At 72.0% G+C, this 26,573-nt stretch carries 24 protein-coding genes; 18 read left to right on the forward strand and 6 right to left on the reverse strand.

Annotated features, from left to right (window positions below; all coding sequences use genetic code 11):
• Positions 1 to 279 precede the first annotated feature (279 nt).
• From ACFY9E_RS07635 to ACFY9E_RS07665, 7 genes are all read left to right on the forward strand, one after another.
• On the forward strand, positions 280 to 1,806 hold the full coding sequence (locus ACFY9E_RS07635; protein ID WP_390980397.1) for a leucyl aminopeptidase: 1,527 nt from the start codon (positions 280 to 282) through the stop codon (positions 1,804 to 1,806).
• A 452-nt stretch (positions 1,807 to 2,258) separates the two neighbouring features.
• The gene (gene lpdA / locus ACFY9E_RS07640) at positions 2,259 to 3,647 is read left to right on the forward strand and encodes a dihydrolipoyl dehydrogenase (protein WP_362039465.1); all 1,389 of its coding nucleotides are present in this window, start codon (positions 2,259 to 2,261) and stop codon (positions 3,645 to 3,647) included.
• A 63-nt stretch (positions 3,648 to 3,710) separates the two neighbouring features.
• Entirely contained in the window at positions 3,711 to 5,519 is a 1,809-nt protein-coding gene (gene sucB / locus ACFY9E_RS07645) for a 2-oxoglutarate dehydrogenase, E2 component, dihydrolipoamide succinyltransferase (protein ID WP_390980399.1), read from the forward strand.
• Positions 5,520 to 5,755: 236 nt separating this feature from the next.
• Positions 5,756 to 6,379: a GntR family transcriptional regulator gene (locus ACFY9E_RS07650; RefSeq protein WP_033312601.1), complete on the forward strand. Its 624-nt coding sequence runs from the start codon at positions 5,756 to 5,758 to the stop codon at positions 6,377 to 6,379.
• 267 nt (positions 6,380 to 6,646) lie between these two features.
• Entirely contained in the window at positions 6,647 to 9,349 is a 2,703-nt protein-coding gene (aceE, locus tag ACFY9E_RS07655; RefSeq protein ID WP_390980401.1) for a pyruvate dehydrogenase (acetyl-transferring), homodimeric type, read from the forward strand.
• A 59-nt stretch (positions 9,350 to 9,408) separates the two neighbouring features.
• Positions 9,409 to 10,395 (forward strand): WYL domain-containing protein, encoded by a 987-nt coding sequence (locus ACFY9E_RS07660; RefSeq protein WP_390980403.1) that lies wholly within the window; start codon positions 9,409 to 9,411, stop codon positions 10,393 to 10,395.
• Between the two features lie 56 nt (positions 10,396 to 10,451).
• Complete coding sequence (locus ACFY9E_RS07665) at positions 10,452 to 10,970, forward strand: DUF4240 domain-containing protein (RefSeq protein WP_390981999.1); 519 nt, start codon at positions 10,452 to 10,454, stop codon at positions 10,968 to 10,970.
• On the opposite strand, the gene ACFY9E_RS07670 is transcribed toward ACFY9E_RS07665, so the two are convergent.
• The gene (locus ACFY9E_RS07670; RefSeq protein WP_390980405.1) at positions 10,971 to 11,207 is read right to left on the reverse strand and encodes a hypothetical protein; all 237 of its coding nucleotides are present in this window, start codon (positions 11,205 to 11,207) and stop codon (positions 10,971 to 10,973) included.
• 54 nt (positions 11,208 to 11,261) lie between these two features.
• Positions 11,262 to 12,038 (reverse strand): N-acetylmuramoyl-L-alanine amidase, encoded by a 777-nt coding sequence (locus ACFY9E_RS07675; RefSeq protein ID WP_390982001.1) that lies wholly within the window; start codon positions 12,036 to 12,038, stop codon positions 11,262 to 11,264.
• Positions 12,039 to 12,316: 278 nt separating this feature from the next.
• Here ACFY9E_RS07675 and ACFY9E_RS07680 point away from each other — a divergent pair, with 278 nt between their 5' ends.
• Entirely contained in the window at positions 12,317 to 13,501 is a 1,185-nt protein-coding gene (locus tag ACFY9E_RS07680; protein WP_390980407.1) for a MarP family serine protease, read from the forward strand.
• 7 nt (positions 13,502 to 13,508) lie between these two features.
• Here ACFY9E_RS07680 and ACFY9E_RS07685 read toward each other — a convergent pair whose 3' ends face one another.
• A complete protein-coding gene (locus ACFY9E_RS07685; RefSeq protein ID WP_390980409.1) occupies positions 13,509 to 14,006 on the reverse strand; it encodes a GNAT family N-acetyltransferase in 498 nt (165 codons plus the stop codon).
• A 71-nt stretch (positions 14,007 to 14,077) separates the two neighbouring features.
• Between ACFY9E_RS07685 and ACFY9E_RS07690 the strand changes: the two genes are divergently transcribed.
• Together ACFY9E_RS07690 and ACFY9E_RS07695 are read left to right on the forward strand one after the other, a co-directional pair.
• Positions 14,078 to 14,980, forward strand: a complete 903-nt coding sequence (locus ACFY9E_RS07690) for a TIGR01777 family oxidoreductase (protein WP_390980411.1) — start codon at positions 14,078 to 14,080, stop codon at positions 14,978 to 14,980.
• Positions 14,981 to 15,263: 283 nt separating this feature from the next.
• Positions 15,264 to 16,670, forward strand: coding sequence for an FAD-dependent oxidoreductase (locus ACFY9E_RS07695; protein WP_390980413.1), 1,407 nt, complete (start codon positions 15,264 to 15,266; stop codon positions 16,668 to 16,670).
• A gap of 211 nt (positions 16,671 to 16,881) precedes the next feature.
• Here ACFY9E_RS07695 and ACFY9E_RS07700 read toward each other — a convergent pair whose 3' ends face one another.
• Positions 16,882 to 18,360 (reverse strand): regulator, encoded by a 1,479-nt coding sequence (locus tag ACFY9E_RS07700; RefSeq protein WP_390980415.1) that lies wholly within the window; start codon positions 18,358 to 18,360, stop codon positions 16,882 to 16,884.
• A gap of 238 nt (positions 18,361 to 18,598) precedes the next feature.
• Here ACFY9E_RS07700 and lipB point away from each other — a divergent pair, with 238 nt between their 5' ends.
• From lipB to ACFY9E_RS07720, 4 genes are all read left to right on the forward strand, one after another.
• On the forward strand, positions 18,599 to 19,399 hold the full coding sequence (gene lipB, locus ACFY9E_RS07705) for a lipoyl(octanoyl) transferase LipB (protein ID WP_390980417.1): 801 nt from the start codon (positions 18,599 to 18,601) through the stop codon (positions 19,397 to 19,399).
• Positions 19,400 to 19,501: 102 nt separating this feature from the next.
• Positions 19,502 to 20,467, forward strand: coding sequence for a lipoyl synthase (gene lipA / locus ACFY9E_RS07710; protein WP_390980418.1), 966 nt, complete (start codon positions 19,502 to 19,504; stop codon positions 20,465 to 20,467).
• 262 nt (positions 20,468 to 20,729) lie between these two features.
• On the forward strand, positions 20,730 to 20,933 hold the full coding sequence (locus ACFY9E_RS07715) for a hypothetical protein (protein ID WP_390980420.1): 204 nt from the start codon (positions 20,730 to 20,732) through the stop codon (positions 20,931 to 20,933).
• A 75-nt stretch (positions 20,934 to 21,008) separates the two neighbouring features.
• Positions 21,009 to 21,710 (forward strand): DUF4191 family protein, encoded by a 702-nt coding sequence (locus tag ACFY9E_RS07720; RefSeq protein ID WP_390980422.1) that lies wholly within the window; start codon positions 21,009 to 21,011, stop codon positions 21,708 to 21,710.
• Positions 21,711 to 21,789: 79 nt separating this feature from the next.
• Here ACFY9E_RS07720 and ACFY9E_RS07725 read toward each other — a convergent pair whose 3' ends face one another.
• On the reverse strand, positions 21,790 to 22,257 hold the full coding sequence (locus tag ACFY9E_RS07725; RefSeq protein WP_390980424.1) for an RDD family protein: 468 nt from the start codon (positions 22,255 to 22,257) through the stop codon (positions 21,790 to 21,792).
• Between the two features lie 210 nt (positions 22,258 to 22,467).
• Between ACFY9E_RS07725 and glnA the strand changes: the two genes are divergently transcribed.
• Positions 22,468 to 23,877 carry a type I glutamate--ammonia ligase gene (gene glnA, locus ACFY9E_RS07730; protein WP_363120828.1) on the forward strand — a complete coding sequence of 470 codons (1,410 nt, stop codon included), beginning with the start codon at positions 22,468 to 22,470 and terminating at the stop codon, positions 23,875 to 23,877.
• A 111-nt stretch (positions 23,878 to 23,988) separates the two neighbouring features.
• Positions 23,989 to 24,255, forward strand: a complete 267-nt coding sequence (locus ACFY9E_RS07735; RefSeq protein WP_390980426.1) for a hypothetical protein — start codon at positions 23,989 to 23,991, stop codon at positions 24,253 to 24,255.
• Here the strand turns inward: ACFY9E_RS07735 and ACFY9E_RS07740 are convergent.
• Complete coding sequence (locus ACFY9E_RS07740; protein WP_390980428.1) at positions 24,252 to 25,121, reverse strand: GNAT family N-acetyltransferase; 870 nt, start codon at positions 25,119 to 25,121, stop codon at positions 24,252 to 24,254. The genes ACFY9E_RS07735 and ACFY9E_RS07740 overlap by 4 nt on opposite strands.
• 67 nt (positions 25,122 to 25,188) lie before the next feature.
• On the opposite strand from ACFY9E_RS07740, the gene ACFY9E_RS07745 reads away from it, so the two are divergent.
• Together ACFY9E_RS07745 and htpX are read left to right on the forward strand one after the other, a co-directional pair.
• Entirely contained in the window at positions 25,189 to 25,560 is a 372-nt protein-coding gene (locus ACFY9E_RS07745) for a signal peptidase I (protein ID WP_390980430.1), read from the forward strand.
• Between the two features lie 98 nt (positions 25,561 to 25,658).
• Positions 25,659 to 26,573: a zinc metalloprotease HtpX gene (gene htpX, locus ACFY9E_RS07750; RefSeq protein WP_390980432.1), complete on the forward strand. Its 915-nt coding sequence runs from the start codon at positions 25,659 to 25,661 to the stop codon at positions 26,571 to 26,573.

Below are 26,573 nucleotides of genomic sequence, written 5' to 3' on the forward strand. Positions count from 1 at the left end.
GCAAAGCGGCGAGCAGGGCGCTCACCGGATCGCGACGAGTGTGACCCAGTTCACCGGTGTGAGGGATCAAGAAATGGCCACTACGCCACCGACAGGTGAACGCCCGCAGGAATGAGCGAACCGGACCACGCGCGTAGTCTCGACGTCGAGTGTTCGCCGTACCGGGGAAGGCCCCGTGGATACCGGACCCTGAGGTCGGAATAGGGTCGGCTGTCGGGCCCGGTCGACCCACATCGTTCGACCACTGCAACTTCACATCGGAAGCGAGATTTCACCACCGTGACTGCTCTCACTCTCAGCACCGCCGCGGCGTCCGGCCTGCGGGCCGACGCGATCGTGATCGGTGTCGCCAAGGGTGCCAAGGGACCGGTCGTCGCACCGGGCGCCGAGGCCGTGGACAAGGCGTACGACGGCAGGCTCGCCGGCGTTCTGGAGACTCTCGGCGCCTCCGGCGGCGAGGGCGAGGTGACGAAGCTGCCGGCGCCGTCCGGCTTCAAGGCACCGCTCGTCCTGGCGGTCGGCCTGGGCGCGGTCCCGGAGAAGGACGCCGACTACGGCACCGAGACCCTGCGCAAGGCCGCCGGTGTCGCCGCCCGCGCCCTGGCCGGATCCAGGAAGGCCGCCTTCGCGCTGCCGCTGGCCGACGCCGCCGACGCCGGCGCGATCGGGGAGGGCGCGCTGCTCGGCGCGTACTCCTTCGACGCCTACAAGGCCAACGGCCAGGACCCCAAGGCGAAGAACGGCAAGGCTCCCCTCGCCGAGGTCGCCCTGCTCGGCGGCAAGCCCCGCGACAAGGCGTACAAGGCCGCGATCGAGCGTGCCGTCGCCGTGTCCGAGGAGCTCAACCGCGCCCGCGATCTGATCAACACCCCGCCGAACGACCTGAATCCCGAGTCGTTCGCCGCGATCGCCCAGGCCGCGGCCAAGGAGCACGGCATCAAGGTGCAGGTGCTCGACGAGAAGGCCCTGGTCAAGGGCGGCTACGGCGGCATCCTCGGCGTCGGCGCCGGCTCGGCGGCGGGACCGCGCCTGGTCAAGCTGTCGTACACCTCCTCCAAGGCCAGGAAGCACCTCGCCTTCATCGGCAAGGGCATCACGTACGACTCGGGCGGCATCTCGCTGAAGCCGGCCGGCCACAACGAGACGATGAAGTGCGACATGAGCGGGGCGGCCGCCGTGTTCGCCGCGGTCGTCGCCGCCGCGCGCCTCGGACTGGAGGTCAACGTCACCGGCTGGCTCGCCCTGGCCGAGAACATGCCCTCCGGTTCCGCTACCCGTCCGGGTGACGTGCTGCGGATGTACAGCGGCAAGACCGTGGAGGTGCTCAACACCGACGCGGAGGGCCGGCTGGTGCTGGCCGACGCGCTGTGGGCGGCGTCGCAGGAGAAGCCGGACGCGATCGTGGACGTGGCGACGCTCACCGGGGCGATGGTGCTGGCGCTGGGCAACCGGACGTTCGGGATCATGGGCAACGACGACGCGTTCCGTGCGGCGCTGCACGAGGCGGCGGAGGAGGTCGGGGAGCCGGCGTGGCCGATGCCGCTGCCGGAGCACCTGCGCAAGGGGATGGACTCGGCCACGGCCGACATCGCGAACATGGGTGAGCGGATGGGCGGCGGTCTGGTCGCCGGTCTGTTCCTGCGCGAGTTCGTGGGCGAGGGCATCACCTGGGCGCACCTGGACATCGCCGGGCCGGCCTTCAACGAGGGCGGGCCGTTCGGGTACACGCCGAAGGGCGGCACGGGCACCGGCGTGCGGACGCTGGTGCGGCTGGCCGAGCTGACCGCCGCGGGCGACCTCGGCTGAGTATCGCCTCTTGGCCCGGTCTCGCCGGTTGTGTGGCGAGTGCGGGGGCGTGGGGGTTGTTCGCGCAGTTCCCCGCGCCCCTTCAGGGCCTTGATCCCGCCCACGGCTTCAAGGCTGGTCGCGCCCGCGCGGCGGAGCCGCAGATCAGACACAGCCCCGCGCCCCTTCAGGGCCTGATCCCGCCCACGGCATCAAGGCAGGTCGCGCCCGCGCGGCGGAGCCGCAGATCAGACACAGCCCCGCGCCCCTTGGGCGCCGCCCCCCGGGGCGGCTCATCTGAACGTGGGGTGTCTCACACCGCAGCCCGGCGTCTCCTTGTGTGCTGACAAGTGCGAAGATGGGGCTCGGCAGGACAGGGCCCCACCGAAGGGCCGAAGAACGAGCGGCCGGACACCAGCCGCCTGCCGGTCACTGAAGACCGGCTCACGGCGCACATGCATGGAGGACGTGACGTGGCGAACGACGCCAGCACCGTTTTCGACCTAGTGATCCTCGGCGGTGGCAGCGGTGGTTACGCCGCGGCCCTGCGCGGGGCGCAGCTGGGCCTGGACGTCGCCCTGATCGAGAAGGACAAGGTCGGCGGCACCTGCCTGCACCGGGGATGCATCCCCACCAAGGCCCTGCTGCACGCGGGCGAGATCGCCGACCAGGCCCGCGAGAGCGAGCAGTTCGGTGTGAAGGCCTCCTTCGAGGGCATCGACATCGCCGGGGTCCACAAGTACAAGGACGGCGTGGTCGCGGGCCTGTACAAGGGCCTGCAGGGGCTCGTCGCCTCCCGGAAGGTGACGTACATCGAGGGTGAGGGCCGGCTGTCCTCCCCCACCTCCGTGGACGTGAACGGCCGCCGCGTCGAGGGCCGCCACATCCTGCTCGCGACCGGCTCCGTGCCGAAGTCGCTGCCCGGCCTGGACATCGACGGCAACCGGATCATCTCCTCCGACCACGCCCTCGTCCTGGACCGCGTGCCCAAGTCCGCGATCATCCTGGGCGGCGGTGTCATCGGCGTCGAGTTCGCCTCCGCCTGGAAGTCCTTCGGCACCGAGGTCACGATCGTCGAGGGCCTGAAGCACCTCGTCCCGGTCGAGGACGAGAACTCCTCCAAGCTCCTGGAGCGCGCGTTCCGCAAGCGCGGCATCAAGTTCAACCTGGGCACCTTCTTCCAGAAGGCCGAGTACACCCAGGACGGCGTCAAGGTCACCCTCGCCGACGGCAAGGAGTTCGAGGCCGAGGTGCTGCTGGTGGCCATCGGCCGCGGCCCGGTCTCCCAGGGCCTGGGCTACGAGGAGCAGGGCGTCGCCATGGACCGCGGCTACGTCCTGGTCGACGAGTACATGCGCACGAACGTGCCGACCATCTCCGCCGTCGGTGACCTCGTCCCGACCCTCCAGCTCGCGCACGTCGGCTTCGCCGAGGGCATCCTGGTGGCGGAGCGCCTGGCCGGTCTGAAGACCGTCCCGATCGACTACGACGGTGTCCCGCGGGTGACGTACTGCCACCCGGAGGTCGCCTCCGTGGGCATCACCGAGGCCAAGGCCAAGGAGATCTACGGTGCGGACAAGGTCGTCGCTCTGAAGTACAACCTCGCGGGCAACGGCAGGAGCAAGATCCTCAACACCGCGGGCGAGATCAAGCTCGTCCAGGTCAAGGACGGTGCCGTCGTCGGCGTCCACATGGTCGGCGACCGCATGGGCGAGCAGGTCGGCGAAGCCCAGCTGATCTACAACTGGGAGGCGCTGCCCGCCGAGGTCGCGCAGCTCATCCACGCCCACCCGACGCAGAACGAGGCGCTCGGCGAGGCCCACCTGGCCCTGGCCGGCAAGCCCCTCCACGCGCACGACTGACCCCTCGGTCGACGAACGCGACGACACAGACTTCCGCACTTTCCGTAAGGAGCAACCGAAACCATGGCGGTTTCCGTAACCCTTCCGGCGCTCGGCGAGAGCGTCACCGAGGGCACTGTCACTCGCTGGCTGAAGGCCGAGGGCGAGCGCGTCGAGGCCGACGAGCCGCTGCTCGAGGTCTCCACCGACAAGGTCGACACCGAGATCCCCTCGCCCGCCGCCGGTGTCCTGGCCTCCATCAAGGTCGCCGAGGACGAGACGGTCGAGGTCGGCGCCGAGCTGGCCCTGATCGACGACGGCAGCGGCGCGCCCGCCGCCGCCCCGGCCCCGCAGGCCGAGCAGGTCGCCGAGCCCGCTCCCGAGCCGGCCCCGGCCGCCCCGTCCACCGAGCAGGCCGCCCCGGCGCCCGCTCCCACCGCCGACGCCGCCACCGGCGGCGGCTCCGCCGAGGGCACGGACGTCGTCCTGCCCGCGCTCGGCGAGTCCGTCACCGAGGGCACCGTCACCCGCTGGCTGAAGTCGGTCGGTGACAGCGTCGAGGCCGACGAGCCGCTGCTCGAGGTCTCCACCGACAAGGTCGACACCGAGATCCCGGCGCCCACCTCGGGCACCCTGCTGGAGATCGTGGTCGGCGAGGACGAGACCGCCGAGGTCGGCGCCAAGCTCGCCGTCATCGGCGAGGCGGGTGCCGCTCCGGCCGCCGCCCCCGCGCAGGAGGCCCCGGCCGCCCCGGCGCAGCCCGAGCCCGCCCAGGCCCCGGCCCCGCAGCAGGCCGCCCCGGCCCCGCAGGCCCCGGCCGCCCCGGCTCCGGCCCCGCAGGCGCCGTCCGCCCCGGCTCCGCAGCAGACCACCCCGGCGCCCGACCCGGCCCCGGCCGCTCCGGCGCCCGCCCCGGCTCCGGCCCAGGCCCCGGCCGCTCCGGCCGCCGCCAAGCCGGCCGACGACGGCGCCTACGTGACCCCGCTGGTGCGCAAGCTCGCCGCCGAACAGGGCGTCGACCTGGCCGCCGTCAAGGGCACCGGCGTCGGCGGCCGTATCCGCAAGCAGGACGTCGTCGCCGCCGCCGAGGCCGCGAAGGCCGCCACCGCCGCTCCGGCCCCCGCCGCCGCTCCGTCGGCGGCGAAGAAGGCCCCGGCGCTGGAGGCGTCGCCGCTGCGCGGCCAGACCATCAAGATGCCGCGGATCCGCAAGGTCATCGGCGACAACATGGTCAAGGCCCTGCACGAGCAGGCCCAGCTGTCCTCGGTCGTCGAGGTCGACGTCACCCGCCTGATGAAGCTGCGCGCCCGTGCCAAGGACGCGTTCGCGTCGCGTGAGGGCGTCAAGCTCTCCCCGATGCCGTTCTTCGTCAAGGCCGCGGCCCAGGCGCTGAAGGCGCACGCGCCGATCAACGCCAGGATCAACGAGGCCGAGGGGACCATCACCTACTTCGACACCGAGAACATCGGTATCGCGGTGGACTCCGAGAAGGGCCTGATGACCCCGGTCATCAAGAACGCCGGTGACCTCAACCTCGCCGGTATCGCCAAGGCGACGGCCGAGCTCGCGGGCAAGGTCCGGGCCAACAAGATCACCCCGGACGAGCTGTCCGGCGCGACCTTCACCATCTCCAACACCGGGTCGCGCGGCGCGCTCTTCGACACGATCATCGTGCCGCCGGGCCAGGTCGCCATCCTCGGCATCGGCGCGACGGTCAAGCGCCCCGCCGTCATCGAGACGGAGGAGGGCACGGCCATCGGCGTCCGCGACATGACGTACCTGACCCTGTCCTACGACCACCGCCTGGTGGACGGCGCCGACGCCGCCCGTTACCTGACGGCGGTCAAGGCCATCCTGGAGGCGGGCGAGTTCGAGGTCGAGCTCGGCCTCTGACCTCCCTGGCCGGTACGGCTGTTCGGTGCCCCGTTCGGATCTTCCGAGCGGGGCACCGTCGTCCCCTAGGGGCGCGGGGAGCTGCGCGACCGGCCACGCGGGCACGGCAGCCGAACGACCGTCCCACACCTCCTGTGTAAGTCTCGTCTCACCTGCACCAAAGCGCCCCCAGCCGCCCCACCCGCGGAGCGAACCGGCCGTATTGTCTAAACGTCAATCCCGCGTAAGGAGCCCTCATGACCGCGCCCGTCATCCACTCGCTCCGCGAGCAGATCCGCGAGCACATCCTGGAGGGGATCATCAGCGGACGCTGGCAGCCGGGCGAGCGGATCGTCGAGCGCCGGATCGCCACCGAGCTGGAGGTCAGCCAGACCCCGGTCCGTGAGGCCCTGCGCGAGCTGGAGTCCCTGCGCCTGATCGAGTCCGCTCCGAACAAGGGCGTGCGCGTCCGCAACCTCACGGCCGCCGACCTGGAGGAGAGCTACCCGGTCCGGGCCGGCCTGGAGGCCATCGCCGCGGAGCTGGCCGCCCAAGGGCTCGCGGAGGACTGCTCGGCGCTGGAACCCCACGTCAGCGCCCTGTACGAGGCCGACCGCGTCTCCGACGGCACGGCTCAGGTCCGCCACACCGTCGCCTTCCACCGCGAACTGGTGCGCGCGGCCGGCAACTCCGTCCTGCTGCACACCTGGGAAGGGCTCGGCATCGAGGTGTTCACGGCCCTGTCGATCCGCTGGCTGGGCACCCAGCAGCAGTCGTACGCCGAGGAGCACGAGGAGCTCGTCGCCGCGTTCAAGCGCCGCGACCCCCGGATCGCGGAACTCGTGAAGGCGCACGTCCTGGGCTGCGCGCCCCGGGCGTGACACCCGAGCACACCCTCGCTCAAACGCCTCCGACCTGCGAAAACCGTTCGAAAACAGGTCACCGCGTGCCACCGTCGGAGGCACCCCGTGCCTACTTTCTCGTGATCAAGAGGTTTTGCCCCTCAACCCTTTGATCGATCATCGATCAGCGAGTTACAGTCGCCGACGGGCTTGCCACCCAAGCCCCAGCCCTGTCCTGCCAAAGACAAAGGGCACCCCCGATCCCCTTATGTGAGGGAACCCCCTTCGACTGAGGAAGGCGGCGACATGACCGACCCCAACGCCATCCAGCCGAGCGAGCTCGACCAGCTCCACGACCGGGACCCGGAGGAGACCGCCGAATGGCAGGCCTCCCTGGACGCGGTCACCAAGGCTGCCGGGCCGCACCGTGCCGCATACCTGATGCGCCGCACGCTGGAGCGCGCCGAGGGCGCCGGCATCGCGCTGCCGAAGCTCCTCGAGACCGACTACGTCAACTCCATCCCCACCTCCGCCGAGCCGGCCGTGCCCGGTGACGAGGCGATGGAGCAGCGGATCACCGCGTGGAACCGCTGGAACGCGGCCGCGATGGTGACCCGGGGCAGCAAGTACGGCGTGGGCGGCCACATCGCCACCTTCGCCTCCGCCGCCTGGCTGTACGAGACCGGCTTCAACCACTTCTTCAAGGGCAAAGAGGCCGACGGCTCCGGCGACCAGCTCTACATCCAGGGCCACGCCTCCCCCGGCATCTACGCCCGTGCGTTCCTCGACGGCCGTCTGAACGAGGAGCAGCTCGACAACTTCCGCCGCGAGTCGGGCGGCAACGGCCTGCCCTCCTACCCGCACCCGCGCCGCCTGCCCTGGCTGTGGGAGTTCCCGACCGTCTCCATGGGTCTGGGCCCGCTCTCCGCCATCTACCAGGCACGCTTCAACCGCTACCTCACCAACCGCGGCATCAAGGACACCTCCGCCTCGCACGTGTGGGCGTTCCTCGGCGACGGCGAGATGGACGAGCCCGAGTCGACGGCGGCCCTCGCGCTGGCGGCCCGTGAGGAGCTGGACAACCTCACGTTCGTCATCAACTGCAACCTGCAGCGCCTGGACGGCCCGGTCCGCGCCAACTTCAAGATCGTGCAGGAGCTGGAGGCCCAGTTCCGCGGCGCCGGCTGGAACGTGATCAAGACGCTGTGGGGCACGGCCTGGGACGAGCTGTTCCAGCTCGACACCACGGGCGCGCTCGTACGCCGTCTGCGCCAGGTACCGGACGCGCAGATCCAGACGTACCAGACCCGCGACGCGGCCTACATCCGCCAGGACTTCTTCGGCGGCGACCCGGCGCTCGCGGAGATGGCGAAGCTGCTGAGCGACGACAAGATCCTGGAGTGCTTCCACCTCTCGCGCGGTGGTCACGAGGCGCGCAAGGTGTACGCCGCGTACAAGGCCGCCGTCGAGCACAAGGGCGCGCCGACCGTGATCCTGGCCCAGACGGTCAAGGGCCACACCCTGGGCGAGGGCTTCGCGTCGAAGAACGCCAACCACCAGATGAAGAAGCTGACGGTGGACGAGTTCAAGACCATGCGCGACCTGCTCGGCCTGCCGATCAAGGACAGCGACTTCGTCGACGGCGTGGTGCCCTACGGCCACCCGGGTGCCGACTCGCCCGAGGTCCGCTACCTCCAGGAGCGGCGTGCCGCCCTCGGCGGTCCGGCCCCGGCCCGGCGCGTCCACCCGGTCGCCCCGCTGCCCGCCCCGGCGGAGAAGGCGTTCGCCTCCTTCGACAAGGGCTCGGGGTCGCAGAACGTCGCGACGACGATGGCCTTCGTCCGCCTGGTCAAGGACCTGGTCCGCGACAAGGAGACGGGCAAGCGCTGGGTGCCGATCGTCCCGGACGAGGCCCGTACCTTCGGTATGGAGAGCCTCTTCCCGTCGCTCGGCATCTACTCGCCGAAGGGCCAGACGTACGAGCCGGTCGACCGCGACCAGCTGATGTACTACAAGGAGGCCAAGAACGGCCAGATCCTCAACGAGGGGATCACCGAGGCCGGGTCGATGGCCGACTTCATCGCCGCTTCGACGTCGTACGCGACGCACGGCGAGACGATGATCCCGTTCTACATCTTCTACTCGATGTTCGGCTGGCAGCGCACGGCCGACCAGATGTGGCAGCTCGGCGACCAGCTCGGCCGCGGCTTCCTCGTCGGCGCCACGGCCGGCCGCACGACGCTGACGGGCGAGGGCCTCCAGCACGCCGACGGCCACTCCCCCGTGATCGCGGCGACCAACCCGGCGGCGCTGACGTACGACCCGGCGTTCGCCTACGAGGTCGCCACGATCGTCAAGGACGGTCTGCGCCGGATGTACGGCGAGGCGGCCCCGGACGAGGACCAGAACGTCTTCTACTACCTGACCGTGTACAACGAGCCGCTGCCGCAGCCCGCGAAGCCGTCCGTCGCCGGCGTCGACGAGGGCATCGTCAAGGGCCTGTACCGCTTCAACACGGCGGAGTCGGCGGGCATCACGCCGCCGGCGGACGCCCCGCGGATCCAGCTGCTCGGCTCCGGTACGGCGATCCACTGGGCGCTCAAGGCGCAGCGGCTGCTCGCCGAGGAGTGGGGCGTGGCGGCCGACGTGTGGTCGGCGACGTCCTGGAGCGAGCTGCGCCGGGACGCCCTGGAGGCGGACGAGGCGCTGCTGCGCGGCGAGGAGCGGGTGCCGTTCGTGCGGCAGGCGCTCCAGGGTGCCGAGGGCCCGGTGCTGGCGGTCTCCGACTACATGCGCCAGGTCCCGGACCAGATCGCGCAGTGGGTCGAGCAGGACTGGTCCTCGCTGGGCGCCGACGGCTTCGGCCTCTCGGACACCCGTGAGGCGGCCCGCCGCCACTTCGGTGTGGACGCCGAGTCGATCGTCGTCGCGGCGCTGGCCCAGCTCGCCAAGCGCGGCGAGGTCAAGGCGGCGTCCGTGAAGGAAGCCCGGGAGAAGTACGGTCTGTGAGAACGGACCGGTGACGGGCAGGCCCTCGCTTCGGCGGGGGCCTGCTGCATGATGTGGCCATGCGCGCTGCCCGGCTGATCAAGATGGTGCTGCTGCTCCAGTCCCGGCCCTCCATGACCGCCGCCGAGCTCGCCCGTGAGCTGGAGGTGTCGGAGCGGACGGTCACCCGGGACGCGCAGGCACTGTCGGAGGCGGGCGTGCCGGTGTACGCGGACCGGGGCCGGGCCGGAGGCTACCGGCTGGTCGGCGGGTACCGGACGCGGCTGACCGGGCTGCACCGCGGCGAGGCCGAGGCGCTGTTCCTGTCCGGGGTGCCCGGGGCGCTGCGCGAGATGGGCCTGGAGGACGCCGCCTCGGCGGCCCGGCTGAAGGTGTCGGCGGCGCTGCTGCCCTCCCTGCGGGACGCTTCCAGGACGGCCTCCCAGCGGTTCCACCTGGACGCGCCCAGCTGGTTCAAGGAGCCGAAGACGCCCGCGCTGCTGCCGGCCGTCGCCGACGCGGTGTGGGACGACCGGCGGATCAGCGCGCGCTACCGGCGCGGGGAGGACGAGGTCGTCCGCGAGCTGGAGCCGTACGGGCTCGTGCTGAAGGCGGGCGTCTGGTACCTGTGCGCCCGGGTGGCCGGCTCTGAGTCCTTCCGGGTGTACCGGATCGACCGGTTCACGGCGGTGGACGCGGACGGCGAGCGCTTCGAGCGGGAGCCGGACTTCGACCTGCCCGCGTTCTGGGAGGAGCGGGCGGAGCAGTTCGCGCGGTCCATCCTGCGGGCCCGGGTCGTGGTGCGGCTGTCCCCCGACGGTGTGCGCGCACTGCCGTACGCCCTCGACTCGATGACCGCCCGGGAGGCGCTGGCGGACGCGGAGGGCCCCGACGGCGACGGCTGGGTGACCGTGACCCTGCCGGTGGAGTCCGAGGAGGTCGCCCACACCCAGCTGGCGGCCCTCGGCCCGGAGGTGGAGGTGCTGGCGCCGCAGACCCTGCGCGAGCGGTTCGCCGCGGACGCGGCACGGCTGGCCCGGCTCTACCGGCCCGGGGACGGCGCATAACGATCCCGCGCACTCCGGGTGCGCCCCCGTGTCCCAGGGCCGATGCTGGACCCGTGATGGACGAGACGGAGTTCTGGGAGCTGGTGGACGAGGCCCGGGAGGCCGCCGAGGGCGACCCGGAGGAGCAGGCCGACCTGCTCGTGGACCGGCTCGCCCGGCTGGACCCGGACTCGGTCCTGGACTTCGCCCGGCACTTCGAGTCCCGCTACAACCGCGCCTACCGCTGGGACCTGTGGGGCGCCGCCTGGGTGCTGCTCGACGGGGCGAGCGACGACGCCTTCGACTTCTTCCGCTGCTGGCTGATCGGCCAGGGCCGCGAGGTCTTCGAGGGTGCCGTGCACGACCCGGACGCGCTCGCCGATCTGCTGGGCGACTTCGACGAGGAGATCGACGGCGACGGCGAGGAACTCGGCTACGCGGCGGACGAGGCCTATGAGCAGCTCACCGGTGTGGTCGCCCCCGACCTGGAGATCGCGCCGGCGCCGCCCGAACCCGAGGGCACCCCCCTCGACTTCGAGAACGAGGGGCTGCTCGCCGAGCGCTACCCCCGGCTGTGGGAGCGTTTCAGGGGCTGATCAGGCGACCCTGCGGCGGCTCGCGCCGGACGGAAGGTACGCGTGGGTCGCGTCGGCCCGCACCGCGGGGTGCAGCGGAGCCGCGTTGGCCTGGTCGAGGGCGGACGCGGTGACCGCGGCCGGGCCCAGGACGACCGTCACGGCCGCGCGGAGCATCGCCCAGGGACCGCGCACCGCCTCCGGCCGCGTCCCCGGGCGCCCGGCGACCCCCGGGGCCTTCGTACGACCGTCGTTCATGGTCCCCACCTCCGGTCGGCTGTCTGTGGGGACCGACCGTAGGGGGCTCGGATCTCAGGACGCTGCGCGTTCGCTGTGACCTTGCCGTGGGCCGTCCGGCCGGCCCTGGAGCCGGGCGGCGAGCTCTCTGATCTCGGGCAGGCGGGCGTGCAGGGCGGCGCCCGGGCAGCTGGTCATGTAGCCGTCGTCGTGGCCCGCGAGGGCGGGCAGGCGGGCGGTGGTGCCGGCCGCGTACCGGCTCAGGCCGTTGCTGGAGACCAGGCGGACGTCCGCGCGCGGGTCGGTGCCGGTCAGGCCCAGCTTCCAGGCGGACAGGGCGGCGATCGCCCGGATCATGGGCCGGGGGACGGGCATGCCCTCGGTGAACGTGCCCAGGGCGGCGATGCCCGTGGTGCGGTGGTTGAAGCCCTGGGTGTGGGCGCCCGTGACCGCGCGCTCCACGCCCCCGGCGCGGCCCTCGTAGACGGTGCCGCAGCGGTCGACGACGAAGTTGTAGCCGATGTCGTCCCAGTCGCGGGTGCCGGTCTGGCCGGTGTACAGGTCCCGGAGGATGCGGGGCGCGTCGGCGCAGTCGTAGCCGTTGGGCGAGTCGGTGTGGTGCACGAAGACGGCGGCGACCCGGTCGTCGTAGCGGGGGCGGGGCTGCGCGCGGGCGGCGTCGCCCAGCCACCGCGCTCTGGGCACGATCGGCGGGCGAGGAGCGGTGTGGGGCGTGGCGGCGGAACGGGCCGGGGCGGCGCGGGAGCCGGTCTCGGCGGCGTTCTCGACGCCCTGGGCGCACAGCACCAGCGCCACGGCGGCGGCGACGCCCGGCAGGCAGCCGAGCACCACCCGGGCCGCGCGCGGCAGGCCGGCTGTGCCGGGTGTCCCGGCGACGGAGTGCCCGCGTGCGCCACGCCGTCTTCGCAAGACACGCATGGTCCCACTGTCGGCCTGATCCGGTCCGTCCGCGATGTGTGATGTGCCACCCGGTGGAACCATCGTCACGGTCCGCGACGTTTCTCCGTGTGCACGCCCGCGTGGCCGATTCCGATCATCCCGCGCGCGTGTGACTGATCACCGGGCCCTCCCCCCGCGTATTAAGGGGTTCCGAGAGAAAGGCGGCGTGCGTGGACCTGCTCGACATCCTGCTGTTGCTGGTCGTCCTGGCCTACGCGGCGTCCGGGTACCGGCGCGGCCTGGTGGCCGGCTGCGTGTCGCTGGCGGGCTTCGTGGGCGGTGCGGTCGTCGGCGTGTGGATCCTGCCGTGGGTCATGGACCTGGTGGAGCCGGGGACGACGCGGGCGACGGTGACGGCGGTGTTCACGGTGCTGCTCCCGGCCGTGGTGGGGCACGAGCTGGCGGGGCGCCTCGCGCTGCGGCTGCGGCGGGAGCTGGACCGGGGACCGCTCAGGGTGGCGGACGGGGTCGGCGGGGCCGTGGCCAACTCGGTGGCCGTGCTGATCGTGGCGTGGGTGGTCGCGAGTGTCCTGGGCGCGTCCTCCTCGCCGCTGGTCACCTCGGCGATCCGGGACTCGCGGCTGCTCGGCGCGGTGCAGCGGACGATGCCGGACACGACGCCGGCCTGGTTCTCGGGGGCCACGTCCGCGCTCACGCAGGCGGGCTTCCCGCAGGTCTTCAACCCCTTCGAGAACGAGTCGACGGCCGAGGTCGCCAAGCCCACCGGAGACAGTGTCACGGCCGCCGCCACCGACGCCGCCAAGCGGAGCACGGTCAAGGTCGAGGGCGTCGCGGGCACGCAGGGCCGCGAGGGCAGCGGATTCGTGTACGCGCGCGAGCACGTGATGACCAACGCCCATGTGGTGGCGGGCATCGACGAGCCGACCGTGCAGATCGGCGGGGTCGGGCGGACGTACGAGGCGCGCGTGGTGCTCTTCGACCCGCAGAAGGACGTGGCCGTGCTGTACGTGCCGGGTCTCAGGGCGCCCGTGCTGCGGTTCGACGACGACGCCGAGCGCGGCGACTCCGCGGTCGTCGCGGGCTATCCGCAGGACGGCGACCTGAACCTCCAGGCGGCCACGGTCGCGAACCGGGTGCGGGCGACGGGCCAGAACATCTACAACGACGGGACGGCCACCCGCGAGATCTACTCGATCCGCTCCACGGTCCGCCCGGGCAACTCCGGCGGCCCCTTGCTGACCACCGACGGCCGGGTGTTCGGCGTGGTCTTCGCCCGCTCGACCTCGGACGCCGAGACGGGCTACGTCCTGACGGCGGACGAGGTCGCCTCCGACGCGCGCAGCGCCGCGGCCGCCACGGCACCGGTGGACACGGGCGAGCCGGCCGCCTCGTAGCGCCGGTTCACAGGAAGCGCCCCATGAACACGTCGTCGACGTACTTCCCGTCGAGCAGGAACTCCTCGGGCAGGATCCCCTCGACCACGAACCCCTCGGCCTCGTAGAGCGCCCGGGCCGGGGTGTTGTGCGCGAGGACCCGCAGGGTGATGCGGCGTGCGCCGCGTCGGCGGGCCTCGTCGGTGGCGGCCCGCACCAGCGCCCGTCCGACGCCCCGGCCGCGTGCCTCCTCGGCGACGGCGAGTCCCTGGATCTGGCGGACGTGCCGGTTCGAGTCGAGCGGAGTGGGGAAACCGAGGTGGAGATAGCCCGCGAGCCGGTCGCCGAGCTCGGCGACCAGGCAGTCCTCGGGGGCGTGCCGCTCGCTGAAGAAGGGAGCGTACGGCGGCTGCGGCTCGGGCATCACCGCGTGCAGGTGCGACCAGGTGAGCCGGTCGAGCAGGGCCAGCGCACCGTCGTCGTCGGGCCGGGCGGCGCGGATGCGCGGTGCGGGGAGCTCGGGCATGGGCGTCACCCTACGGCGAGCTGGTCGAGACCTTGCAAGGGATTTACGGAGCCACCCGGCAGGATGGGTTCATGGAGCGTTCAAGAGTCGCGGTGGCGGGTGCGTCCGGCCTCATCGGCAGTGCCCTGGTGCGGTCCCTGACCGCCGACGGGCACGAGGTGCGCCGCCTGGTGCGCGGCACGCCCCGGGCGGCCGGAGAGATCCGCTGGGACCCCGAGGGCGGGCGCGTGGACGCGGCCGGGCTCGCCGGGTGCCACGCGGTGGTGAACCTCGCGGGGGCCGGCGTCGGCAACCGGCGCTGGACGGAGTCCTACAAGCAGCGGATCCGCGACAGCCGGGTGAAGGGCACGACGGCGCTCGCCGAGGCGATCGCCTCGCTGGACGACGCGGACCGGCCGCGGGTCTTCGTGAACGGCAGCGCCATCGGCTACTACGGCGAGACCGGCGAGCGGACGGTGGACGAGAGCGCGCCCCCGGGAGAGGGCTTCCTGCCCGAGCTGTGCGTGGAGTGGGAGGGGGCCGCCGCACCCGCCCAGGAGGCCGGTGTGCGCACGGTGTTCACGCGAACCGGGCTGGTCGTCTCCCGCGAGGGCGGGGCCTGGCAGCGGCTCTTCCCGCTGTTCCGGGCGGGGATGGGCGGACGGATGGGCGACGGGCGGCAGTACTGGTCGTACATCGCCCTGCACGACGAGGTCGCCGCGATCCGGCATCTCGTCGACACCGACGGCCTGTCCGGGCCGTTCAACGTCACCGCCCCGAACCCCCTGACGAACGGTGAGATCACGGCGGCGATGGGCCGCGTGCTGCGTCGACCGACGCTGTTCGCGGTGCCCGCGCCCGTCCTGCGGAGCGTGCTCGGCGAGATGGCCGGGGACGTCCTCGGCAGCGCCCGGGTGCTGCCGACGCGCCTGCTGGAGTCGGGCTTCCGGTTCGCGTTCCCGGAGATCGAGGGAGCGATCCGGGCGGCGCTCTGACGGCCCCCGCACCCCGCCGGAACGGGCCCGCCCGACGTGGACCGGCCGTCTGTCCGAGATCCGACCGGCAGGTCCGAGACAGCTCCTCGACTCGCGCACCAGCCTCCTGCGACCACTTCATGCCCACACGACATCCGTATGCGACCGCCGTGCGACCGTGCCCTGTTCATGCGCGACTCCCGCTGACCGATCACGGCCCTACCCTCGACCAGAACTCGCGTATCCCTGGGGCCTGTTGAGGGCATGACGTCTCCAGCGCCCGCGCAACCTCGAGGAGGGGCACGTGCTTGAGCCCGCGTACCAGGCGGACGTGGTCGTCGTGGGGGCCGGGGTCGCCGGACTCTCGGCCGCGCACCGGCTGACCAGCGCAGGAGTGACGACCATGGTCCTGGAGGCCGCCCATGGGGTCGGCGGCAGGATGGCGACGGAGAAGGTCGACGGCTTCCGGCTCGACAGGGTCGGCCAGTTGCTGTCGACGGCGTATCCGGAACTACGGCGGACGCCGGGTCTCGACGGGCTGGTGCTGCGGCCCTTCGCGCCCGGCGTCCTGTTGCACGGCGACGGACGCCACCACCGGGCCGGCGTCCAGCCGGGCTCAGGGGGCGCACGGGGCGCACTGCACGCGGTACGCGCCCTGGCGAGTGCTCCCCGGCCGCCGTCCGCACCCAGGCCGCCCAAACGGCCGGTGGCCGTGCCCGGACGGCAGGTCTCCGTCCCCCGGAGCCGGTCCGGCGCCCCGCTCGGCACGGCGGTCGACCAGGCCCGGCTGGGTGCCGCCCTGACCCGGCTGGCGGGCACACCGGCCGAACGGCTGCTGGCCCGCCCGGAGTTGCCCGCCGGTGAGGCCCTGGCGGCACGCGGGCTGCCCGCCCGTACGATCGACGGCTTCCTGCGTCCGCTGCTCGCCGCCCTGCTGTGCGACCCGGGCCTGACGACGTCCAGCCGGTGCGCGGACCTCGCGCTGCGTTCCTTCGCCCGGGGGCGGCTGTGCCTGCCGGAGGGCGGCGCCGAGGCCCTGCCGGAGCTGCTCGCGCGCACGCTGCCGCCGGGCACGGTGCACACCGGCGTGCGCGTCACCTCCGTCTCGACGACCTCGGTGACCACCGCCGAGCACGGCGAGATCCGGTGCCGGGCGGTGCTGGTGGCGACGGACGCCCGGGCCGCGGCGGAGCTGCTGCCGGGTCTGCGGGTGCCGGAGTTCCATCCGGTGACGGTGGTGCACCACACGACCGACGAGCCGCCGGAGACGGGGGCGTCGCTGCTGCTCGACGCGGACCTGGGTGGGCCGGTCGCGCACACGGCGGTGATCAGCCGGGTCGATCCGTCCCGGGCACCGGCGGGACGAGCGCTGGTGTCCTCGACGGTGCTGGGACGACCGCCGGGGGACGTCGACACGGCGGTGCGGATGCATCTGGCGCGGCTGTACGGGGTGTCGACGGCCCGGTGGGAGACGCTGGCCGTGCATCACACGGCCGAGGCGGTGCCGGCGATGCGGCCGCCGCACGACCTGCGGCGGCCGGTGCGGTTGATCGCCGGGCTGTATGTGTGCGGGGATCACCGCGACACGAGCACGGTCCAGGGCGCCCTGCACTCCGGGCACCGGGCCTCGGCGGCGATCGTGGCGGACCTGGGGGCGGGGCGGTCGATGCACGTCGCGGATCCCGTGCCCTCCGTGCCACGGGCCGCGTAGGCGGCGCGCCGGGCGCCGGCGCGCCGCGGCCTGCCGCGCCCACGCGGCGCGGCCGCACCCCGGCACAGCCCGGCGCCCCCGGGGGTGTCCGCGAAGTCGCGCCGTCCGCCCGGAGGGCGGGCCCTGCGGCGTCATGAGGGTGCCCCCTGCTCGCAGAGCTTGGGGGAGCGTGCCGGGCGTCGCGGGGCAGGCGGGACTGTGCGGACCCTCCCTAGAGAAGGGCCGCCACCTTGTCGCGGTAGGTGCGCACCGGGGCCGCGTCCTTGTACGGCTCCAGCCGCCGCTCGAAGTCCCTCACGTACTCCACCGCCCGAACCGAGCGCATCTCGGCCGCCTGGCCTGCCGCTTCCGCGGCGAGCTGGCAGGCCTGGTCGAGTTCGCCGAGGCCCAGGCGGGCGGTGGCCAGGACGACGCGGCAGAAGAGGCGGCTGCGGGCGTAGGACGGGGCCCGGAGCTGCAAGGAACGTTCCGCGTGCTGGGCGGCGGCGCGGAACTGCTGCAGGTCGCGGTGGCAGTGGCCGAACTCGTCGGCGAGCTGTGCCTCGTCGAAGAACCTCGCCCAGTGCGGCACGTCGTCGCCGGGCCGGGCCGTCTCCAGGGCGCGTTCGGCGCGGACCAGGGCCGCGGTGCAGGCCCGGACCTCGCCGAGCACCCCGTGTCCGCGTGCCTCGGAGGCGTGCAGCAGGGCCTGGACGACGGGCGGCCCGGAGGTGCCGACGCCCTGCTGGGCCACGCGGGCGAGCTGGACGGCCTCCCGCCCGTGCCCGAGGTAGACGGCCTGGCGGCTCATGGTGACCAGCACGTAGGCGCCGTACGCCCGGTCCCCGGCCGCCTGGGCGAGCCGCAGCGCCTGCACGAAGTAGCGCTGGGCGAGACCGTGCGCGGCGATGTCGTACGACGTCCAGCCCGCGAGCCGGGTCAGGTCGGCGGCGGCCGCGAACAGCCGGCGGCCGGTCTGCTCCCCGTAGGTGCCGCGCAGCATGGGCTCGCACTCGTGCTCCAGGTAGCGCACGAGGGCCTGGCGGGCGTGGCCGCCGCCGTAGGCGTCGTCGAGGGTGCGGAACAGCTCCCCGACCGAGCGCAGGGCGGCGATGTCGCCCGCGGTGACCTTCTGGCCGGGGCCGCGTTCGGCCTGGCCGCGCTGGCGGGGCAGGGACGGCACGCCCTGCTCGGGCGTGGCCGTGGGGCGCAGAAGGGGGCGGCCCTGCGCCGGGATGCGGGCGGTGGCCGGCTCGCCCCGGGCGACCTTCTCGTCGGCGCGGCCGATCAGCCAGTCGCGGCTGGGCACCACGAGCCCGGCCGGGGTGAAGGCGATCTTGCGAAGCTCGGCGTGGCTGCCGGAGTCCTTGCGCCACAGCCCGCTGACGATGTCGACGGCCTCCTCGGGGGTGGCGGCGAACTCCAGCCCCGCGTAGACGGGGGCGCAGGCGTCCAGGCCGAGGTCCTGGGCGGTGAGGCGGCGGCCCAGCCGCCGGGTGAAGACCTCGGCGATCAGGGCGGGGGTGGTGCCCCGGGGCTGCTGGCCGCGCAGCCACCGGGTGACGGAGGTCTTGTCGTATCTGAGGTCGAGCCCGTGTTCGAGACCGAGCTGATCCACGCGACGGGCGAGTCCCGCGTTGGAGAACCCCGCTTCTGCGATGAGCGCGGCGAGCTGTCGGTTGGGGGTGCGCTGCGCGGGTCGTTCCGTCATCTGCGGTGCGGTCTCCTGCCTTACGGCCTTCGTGATGTGCGGGGATTGCCTGTGAGCAGGCCTTATGCCTTGCCGAACGGCGCGAATGTAGCGGAGAGTAAACACCCCATCACACACTTTGGCGGACATTCATCCGATCGTGTGAGGATTGCCCCCGGGACTGACGCGTCCGGGCCGGACGTACAGTGACTTGGGCGCGATACGTGCCTTACACACCCGTTCGAGGGAGGCGCTTGCCGTGAGTGAGTTGCGGTTCGTCCGCATGGGGTTCGGTGACGAGGCCGTCGAGTACCAGGAGGCGTGGGACGAGCAGCGCCGGGTGCACGCGGCGCGCTTCGCGGACGAGATCCCCGACACCGTACTGCTCCTGGAGCACCCGCCGGTCTACACGGCCGGGCGGCGTACGGCGGACAACGAGCGGCCCCTCGACGGCACGCCGGTCATCGACGTGGACCGCGGCGGCAAGATCACCTGGCACGGCCCCGGCCAGCTGGTGGGCTACCCGATCCAGAAGCTCCCGCGCCCGGTCGACGTCGTGGCGCACGTGCGCCGCCTCGAAGAGGCCCTGATCCGCGCCTGCGCCGAGTTCGGCCTGGAGACGAGCCGGGTCGAGGGCCGCAGCGGCGTGTGGGTCCTGGGCGACCCGGTCGAGCGGCGCCCCGCGCTCGGCGGGCTGTCGCTGGACTTCGACCCCCGGCTGCACGACGAGGAGTTCGACCCGCGCATGAACGGCCCCGAGTACGCGCCGTCCAACGCGGGCCAGCGCCGGGAGGACCGCAAGATCGCCGCGATCGGCATCCGGGTGGCCAAGGGCGTCACGATGCACGGCTTCGCGCTCAACGTGAACCCCGACAACAAGTGGTTCGACCGGATCATCCCGTGCGGCATCCGCGACGCGGGCGTCGCCTCGCTGGCCGGCGAGCTCGGCCGGGACGTGACGATCGAGGAGGTCCTGCCGGTGGTCGAACGCCATCTGCGGGAGGTCCTGGAGAACGCCGAGCCGAAGCCCCGGGAGATCGAGAAGACGCCGGCGGCATAAATCGGCCCGTGGCGGAGCTAGAGGGGTAGCGCCCACACAGGCATTCAAATCAACGGGCGTACCCTTGAGGACGCCGAAGAATCAATCGCTAGGGAGCCGGTCGTGTCCGCAGTCGCACCCGACGGACGCAAGATGCTGCGCCTGGAGGTCCGCAACAGCCAGACCCCCATCGAGCGCAAGCCCGAGTGGATCAAGACCCGGGCGAAAATGGGCCCCGAGTACACCGCGATGCAGAAGCTCGTGAAGAGCGAGGGTCTGCACACGGTCTGCCAGGAAGCCGGCTGCCCCAACATCTACGAGTGCTGGGAGGACCGCGAGGCGACCTTCCTCATCGGCGGCGACCAGTGCACCCGGCGCTGTGACTTCTGCCAGATCGACACGGGCAAGCCCGAGGCGCTCGACCGCGACGAGCCCCGCCGCGTCGGCGAGTCCGTGGTCACGATGGACCTGAACTACGCCACGATCACCGGCGTCGCCCGCGACGACCTGGAGGACGGCGGCGCCTGGCTGTACGCCGAGACCGTGCGCCAGATCCACCAGCAGACCGAGGGCCGCGAGGCCGGCCGGACGAAGGTCGAGCTGCTGGCCCCGGACTTCAACGCGATCCCCGAGCAGCTGGCCGAGGTCTTCTCCTCCCGGCCCGAGGTCTTCGCGCACAACGTCGAGACGGTCCCGCGGATCTTCAAGCGCATCCGCCCCGGCTTCCGCTACGAGCGCTCCCTGAAGGTGATCACCGAGGCCCGCGACTACGGGCTGGTCACCAAGTCGAACCTGATCCTCGGCATGGGCGAGACCCGCGAGGAGGTCAGCGACGCGCTGAAGCAGCTGCACGAGGCGGGCTGCGAGCTGGTCACCATCACGCAGTACCTGCGGCCCTCCGTGCGTCACCACCCGGTGGAGCGCTGGGTCAAGCCGCACGAGTTCGTCGAGCTGAAGGAGGAGGCCGAGCAGATCGGCTTCTCCGGCGTGATGTCCGGGCCGCTGGTGCGCTCCTCGTACCGCGCCGGACGGCTCTACGGGATGGCCATGGAGAAGCGGGACGGGCACGTCGCGGCGCAGGCCGTCTGACGAACCGTCACCGCCCTTTCCCACTCAGGGGCGAGACAAGCGTGTGAATTCGCGCACAAGAGACTACCCGCCGGTAGCGACCGATTTGACGCGGTCCTGACCGTCCTCGCAGATGAGGGCACATGTCAGGACCGCGTCGGCGTTCCGCCACTCCGCGCCGGGGCTTCATGGGTGTTTGACCGGCCGGTCACGCCCTGGTAACACCAATCAGTGACGCTGAACTCACAGCACGTACACCCGCACCCGAGGGGGGACCTCACCCATGCAGGCCGCGCCGCCCGTCCGCGCCATCGCCATTCCGTCCTTCACGACCGCACTGCGCGCCGTGGAGTCACTGCTGATGAGCAGCGGTCAGCGCACCGCCCGCCGCAACGCCTGGACCTCCGTACTGGAGGACCGTCGTCGCGCCAAGGACCGGTTCGAGGCGCAGCGCGTCATCGAGCAGTCCCTGTCCGTCCGCCCCTGACCCCCGGCCCTCCCCCAGGGGCCCCCGCGGGCACTGCCGTCGTCGGCGCTTGTGGGGCCACGTAGACTTCGTGGCATGGCGAGGAAGGAACCTGCAGCGGACGCTGCGAACCCCGGGCGACTGAAGCAGATCGCTCTGACCTACAAGATGACCCGCAGGGCCGACAAGAAGATCGGTCTTGTACTCGCGGCAGTCGGAATCGTCACCTTCGGTGTCTTCCTCGCGATCGGTTTCTTGATCGGTCACCCCATCTATCTCGGCATCCTGGGCCTCCTGCTCGCCTTCCTCGCGTCGGCGATCGTGTTCGGGCGCCGGGCCGAGCGGGCCGCCTTCGGGCAGATGGAGGGACAGCCCGGTGCCGCGGCGGCGGTGCTGGACAACATCGGCCGGGGCTGGACGACGACCCCCGCGGTGGCGATGAACCGCAACCAGGACGTGGTGCACCGCGCGGTCGGCAAGGCCGGCATCGTGCTGGTCGCCGAGGGCAACCCGAACCGGGTGAAGACCCTGCTGGCCGCCGAGAAGCGGAAGATGAACCGCATCGTCGCGGACGTCCCGGTGCACGACCTGCTCGTGGGCACGGGCGAGGGTCAGGTCGAGCTGAAGAAGCTGCGGACCACCATGCTGAAGCTCCCGCGCGTGCTGACCGGCCCGCAGGTGACGGCCACCAACGACCGGCTGCGCGCCCTCGGTGACCTGATGAGCAACATGCCGCTGCCGAAGGGCCCCATGCCGAAGGGCATGCGGCTGCCGAAGGGCGGGCCGAAGGCGCGCTGACACCCCGCACACGACATGGACGAGGGGCGCCCGGATCGATCCGGGCGCCCCTCGTTCATGGTTCCTGTCGCGGTCGGGGTCAGATGCGGACCTCGACCGTGCCCGCCATCCGGTCGTGCAGCCCGCGGCCGTCGCGGTCCCAGATCAGGGCGGGGATCGCGAGGAAGAGCAGGACCGTGCGCAGTGCGGCGCGCCACGGGCTGACCCGGCCGGTGTCCAGGGCCAGCACCCGCAGGCCGAGGAGGCGCTTGCCCGGGGTGAAGCCGACCGTGCCGAGCGTGAGGACCATCAGCGCGAACATGGTGAGCGGGGCCCAGATCTGGGCCGCCTCGTTGTAGCTCTGGGTGATGAGACCGTATGCGATCAGGAGGCACAGGCCCCAGTCGACGGCGAGGGCGCCCAGCCGGCGGCCCGGGCGGGCGATCGAACCGGGCCCTTCCTCGGGCAGACCGAGCTGCTCGCCCCGGTATCCGAAGTCGACACCGGCCTCTTCCGCGGCCGCGCGGGGCCCGGAAAGCCACGATCCGAGTGCTTGCCTGTTGTCCACCCGTCCACGGTACTGCGCCCGCAAATGACCAGGGCACGGCGGGGTGTGTCCGGGCTACGGTGGAGAGGGAGCCGGTTAACTTGTGCGAAACAAATGGGTCACGCCAGAGAAATCACCCGTCCCTAGGGTCGAGGTCAGCGTGTGCCACCCGCACTGGCCGCACGAACGAACTACCACCCCGGCGGGACGGTCGGGAGTAGGAGGAGCTGGATGTTCCAGAACGCCGACGAGGCCAAGAAGTTCATCGCGGACGAGGACGTCAAGTTCATCGACGTCCGCTTCTGCGACCTCCCGGGCGTGATGCAGCACTTCACGGTGCCTGCGGAGGCGTTCGACGCCGACGAGGAGCTGGCCTTCGACGGCTCCTCGATCCGGGGTTTCCAGGCCATTCACGAGTCCGACATGGCGCTGCGCGCGGACCTCTCGACCGCCCGGGTCGACCCGTTCCGCCGTGACAAGACGCTGAACATCAACTTCTTCATCCACGACCCGATCACGGGCGAGCAGTACTCCCGTGACCCGCGCAACGTGGCGAAGAAGGCCGAGGCCTACCTCGCGTCGACCGGTATCGCCGACACCGCGTACTTCGGTCCCGAGGCCGAGTTCTACGTCTTCGACTCCGTCCGCTTCGCCACCAGCGCGAACGAGTCCTTCTACCACATCGACTCCGAGGCCGGCGCCTGGAACACCGGCGCCCTGGAGGACAACCGTGGTTACAAGGTCCGCTACAAGGGCGGCTACTTCCCGGTCCCGCCGGTCGACCACTTCGCCGACCTGCGCGCCGAGATCTCCCTGGAGCTGAACAGGGCCGGCCTGCAGGTCGAGCGTCAGCACCACGAGGTGGGCACCGCCGGCCAGGCCGAGATCAACTACAAGTTCAACACGCTGCTCGCCGCGGCCGACGACCTCCAGCTCTTCAAGTACATCGTGAAGAACGTCGCCTGGCGCAACGGCAAGACCGCGACCTTCATGCCGAAGCCGATCTTCGGTGACAACGGCTCGGGCATGCACGTCCACCAGTCGCTGTGGACCGGCGGCCAGCCGCTCTTCTACGACGAGGCCGGTTACGCGGGCCTGTCGGACACCGCCCGCTACTACATCGGCGGCATCCTCAAGCACGCCCCGTCGCTGCTGGCCTTCACCAACCCGACGGTGAACTCGTACCACCGCCTGGTGCCGGGCTTCGAGGCGCCGGTGAACCTGGTGTACTCGCAGCGCAACCGCTCCGCCGCGATGCGTATCCCGATCACGGGCTCGAACCCGAAGGCCAAGCGCGTGGAGTTCCGCGCACCCGACGCCTCCGGCAACCCGTACCTGGCCTTCTCGGCGCTGCTGCTGGCGGGCCTGGACGGCATCAAGAACAAGATCGAGCCGGCCGAGCCGATCGACAAGGACCTGTACGAGCTGGCTCCCGAGGAGCACGCGAACGTCGCGCAGGTCCCGACCTCCCTCGGCGCGGTCCTGGACCGTCTGGAGGCCGACCACGAGTTCCTGCTCCAGGGCGACGTGTTCACCCCGGACCTGATCGAGACGTGGATCGACTTCAAGCGCGCGAACGAGATCGCGCCGCTGCAGCTGCGTCCGCACCCGCACGAGTTCGAGCTGTACTTCGACGTGTGATCGACGCCTGATCGAGGCATGACGCCCGCGCCCCCGCTGTCGTTTCCGACAGCGGGGGCGCGGGCGTGTGTTCTATTCTTGGGGCAGGACCACACGGGGGGTGGAGCGGGCATGTCCCAACACGAACAGGACGACCAGGAGCGCGAGTTCGACCTCGCGTGGGCGGACGGCGCCGAGCACAAGGAGCCCTCCGCCAGGGCCCGTATGCTCGCCGCGCGCTGGAAGGAAAACCCGCCCGGACCCGTGCCGTTCCGCCCCGACCCGGAGTACGTCTCGTCCCGCCACCGCTCCTCCTGGATCTCGACCGCCCTGGTGCTGGGCTGCGTGGCGGCGGTGATCCTGCTGCTGGGGTACGTCAACTTCAGGGCGCCGTACTAGGGCCTGTCGCGGCGTCGGTCCCTGACCTCGGGGAGTGGCTCGAAGCCGGCTGCCTCGTAGGTCGCGACGGCGCCGCCGTTGGAGCTCGGGGTGCAGACGAGCGCGCTCGACGAGCCCAGCTCTCGCAGACAAGCCGCCGCGGCGACGGTGATCGCCCTGCCGTGGCCCTGCCCGCGATGGTCCCGGTGCACACCCATCGGCTCGAGCAACCCGGGCTTCCCCGGACCGGCCGACCACACCGTCACCGTCGCCACCGCCTCGCCCCGGTCGTCGTACGCGACCAGACACCGGGCGTCCGCATACGCCACGCCGGCCGCCATCGCGCGCCAGTGCTCCTCCGTGAACGTCGACCTGTCGAACGCTGCCCGCTGTACGGCGGCCCGCACGCCCGCCTGCTCCGGCCCGACCACCTCGATCCGCACGCACGGGTCCTCCACCGGCCGCGCGAGGTCCCGGCGCAGCGGTGTCCAGGGCTCGTCGAAGTTCCAGCCGTCCCGGCCCAGCAGATCCTGGACCGGTGTCCCGGCGGGCGCCTCGACGTACGCCCTCCCCTCCTGCAGCACACCGCGCTCCGGCTCGGTCAGGTCCGCCACGAGCTGGTGCGCCAGCTCCTCGTCCTGCCGGGCGTCCGGTGCGATCGTGAGCCGCAGCAGCTCGGGGCCGTCCAGCAGCCCGACGGCGAGGATCCGTCCGTCACGGCTCCAGGTCCGCACCGCCGCGGCCGTCGCGCCCGCACCGAACCGCCAGAACCAGCCCACGTCTCCTGGATGCAGCTGCATCGGCGCCCCGTCGTACTGCCAGTCCCGCAGCACGCCCACAGCCTCACTCAAACCGCCGGTCCCCGGCATGTCCAGCTCAATCGTCATGGCCCCGATCACACACCATCGCTTGGGCGATACACACTCGATTTGGGCGGCTGCTAGCGTCCGGCCCGTGGACGACAGCGTGTACGTGGGCAACGCCGGCAAGGACGCCGCGCTGGACCGGGGATGGCTCCTCGGGCATTTCAAGGACGTCGGGGATCCGCGGCACAGTGAGGCCGTGGAGATCAAGTGGGGGGTTCATCCTCGGGGGGACGAGCGGGCGGAGTGGGTGCGTGGGGAGGAACGCACCGCGCTGCTGGTGCTCGTCAGCGGGCGTTTCCGCGTCGAACTTCCCGGTCGCAGTGTGCTGCTGGAGCGGCAGGGCGACTACGTCGTGTGGGGGCGCGGGGTCGATCACTCGTGGGTCGCGGAGGAGGAGTCGGTCGTGCTGACGGTGCGGTGGCCGTCCGTGCCGGGGTACGCGGTGGGCCGGGGCGGCTGACGGCTTTGCCGGTCCTGGGGCCGGTCGCGACCCGTTCATGGGGAGGGCCGGGTGCACACTGGCTGTGGGACGAGTGCGTGAGCTGCGGGGTGATGCAGATGCACAGCCGCTTCCGGAGCGACCGGCGGTTGACCGCCCGTATGGGGGTCACGCTGTTCCTGCTCGGGCTGTTGTACGTGGGGTTCGTCGCCGCGTTGATCGTGCTGCTGAAGTCGTGGGTGCTGGTCGTGGTGATCGCGGCGGCGCTGCTCGGCGCGCAGTACTGGTTCTCGGACCGTATCGCCCTGTACGCCATGCGCGGGCGGGTCGTGGAGCGGGAGGAGTATCCCGAACTGCACGCCGTGATCGACCGGCTGTGCGCCCTGGCCGACATGCCCAGGCCGATCGTCGCCGTGTCGGACATGGACATGCCGAACGCGTTCGCGACCGGGCGGAACCCGGACCACGCGGTGGTCTGCGTGACGACCGGGCTGCTGCGGCGGCTGGAGCCGGCCGAGCTGGAGGGCGTGCTCGCGCACGAGTTGTCACACGTGGCGCACAAGGACGTCGCCGTGATCACCGTCGCGTCGTTCCTCGGTGTGCTGGCGGGACTGATCGTGCGGTTCGCCTTCTACTCGCAGCTGTTCGGCTCGGGCCGGAGGGACCAGAACACGGCCGCCGTCTTCGCCGCGGTGATGGGCGTGTCGGCGGCCGTGTACGCGATCAGCTTCCTGCTGATCCGGGCCCTGTCCCGCTACCGGGAACTGGCCGCGGACCGGGCGGCCGCCCAGCTCACCGGCCGGCCCTCGGCGCTGGCCTCCGCGCTCACCAAGGTCTCCGGCGACATCGCCCGCATCCCCACCAAGGACCTGCGCACCGCCCAGGCCTTCAACGCCTTCTACTTCACGCCGGCGCTGGGCCGCGAGCCCGGCATCGCGCGGCTCTTCTCGACCCACCCGAGCCTGGAGCAGCGGCTCGGCGAACTGGGCCGGATCTCCGCCGAACTCGGCGAGGCGGCACCCGGAGGAGTGTGA

Source organism: Streptomyces sp. NPDC012466 (assembly GCF_042955215.1).
GTDB lineage: Bacteria > Actinomycetota > Actinomycetes > Streptomycetales > Streptomycetaceae > Streptomyces.

Excerpts from the sequence above, each read along its gene's own strand:
- ACFY9E_RS07660 (WP_390980403.1), top strand. The coding sequence starts at position 9,409 with ATGCGCGCTGCCCGGCTGATCAAGATGGTGCTGCTGCTCCAGTCCCGG.
- ACFY9E_RS07650 (WP_033312601.1), top strand. The coding sequence starts at position 5,756 with ATGACCGCGCCCGTCATCCACTCGCTCCGCGAGCAGATCCGCGAGCAC.
- ACFY9E_RS07740 (WP_390980428.1), bottom strand. The coding sequence starts at position 25,121 with ATGACGATTGAGCTGGACATGCCGGGGACCGGCGGTTTGAGTGAGGCT.
- ACFY9E_RS07715 (WP_390980420.1), top strand. The coding sequence starts at position 20,730 with ATGCAGGCCGCGCCGCCCGTCCGCGCCATCGCCATTCCGTCCTTCACG.
- ACFY9E_RS07665 (WP_390981999.1), top strand. The coding sequence starts at position 10,452 with ATGGACGAGACGGAGTTCTGGGAGCTGGTGGACGAGGCCCGGGAGGCC.
- sucB (WP_390980399.1), top strand. The coding sequence starts at position 3,711 with ATGGCGGTTTCCGTAACCCTTCCGGCGCTCGGCGAGAGCGTCACCGAG.
- ACFY9E_RS07700 (WP_390980415.1), bottom strand. The coding sequence starts at position 18,360 with ATGACGGAACGACCCGCGCAGCGCACCCCCAACCGACAGCTCGCCGCG.
- ACFY9E_RS07685 (WP_390980409.1), bottom strand. The coding sequence starts at position 14,006 with ATGCCCGAGCTCCCCGCACCGCGCATCCGCGCCGCCCGGCCCGACGAC.
- htpX (WP_390980432.1), top strand. The coding sequence starts at position 25,659 with ATGCACAGCCGCTTCCGGAGCGACCGGCGGTTGACCGCCCGTATGGGG.
- aceE (WP_390980401.1), top strand. The coding sequence starts at position 6,647 with ATGACCGACCCCAACGCCATCCAGCCGAGCGAGCTCGACCAGCTCCAC.
- ACFY9E_RS07690 (WP_390980411.1), top strand. The coding sequence starts at position 14,078 with ATGGAGCGTTCAAGAGTCGCGGTGGCGGGTGCGTCCGGCCTCATCGGC.
- glnA (WP_363120828.1), top strand. The coding sequence starts at position 22,468 with ATGTTCCAGAACGCCGACGAGGCCAAGAAGTTCATCGCGGACGAGGAC.
- ACFY9E_RS07670 (WP_390980405.1), bottom strand. The coding sequence starts at position 11,207 with ATGAACGACGGTCGTACGAAGGCCCCGGGGGTCGCCGGGCGCCCGGGG.
- ACFY9E_RS07735 (WP_390980426.1), top strand. The coding sequence starts at position 23,989 with ATGTCCCAACACGAACAGGACGACCAGGAGCGCGAGTTCGACCTCGCG.
- ACFY9E_RS07720 (WP_390980422.1), top strand. The coding sequence starts at position 21,009 with ATGGCGAGGAAGGAACCTGCAGCGGACGCTGCGAACCCCGGGCGACTG.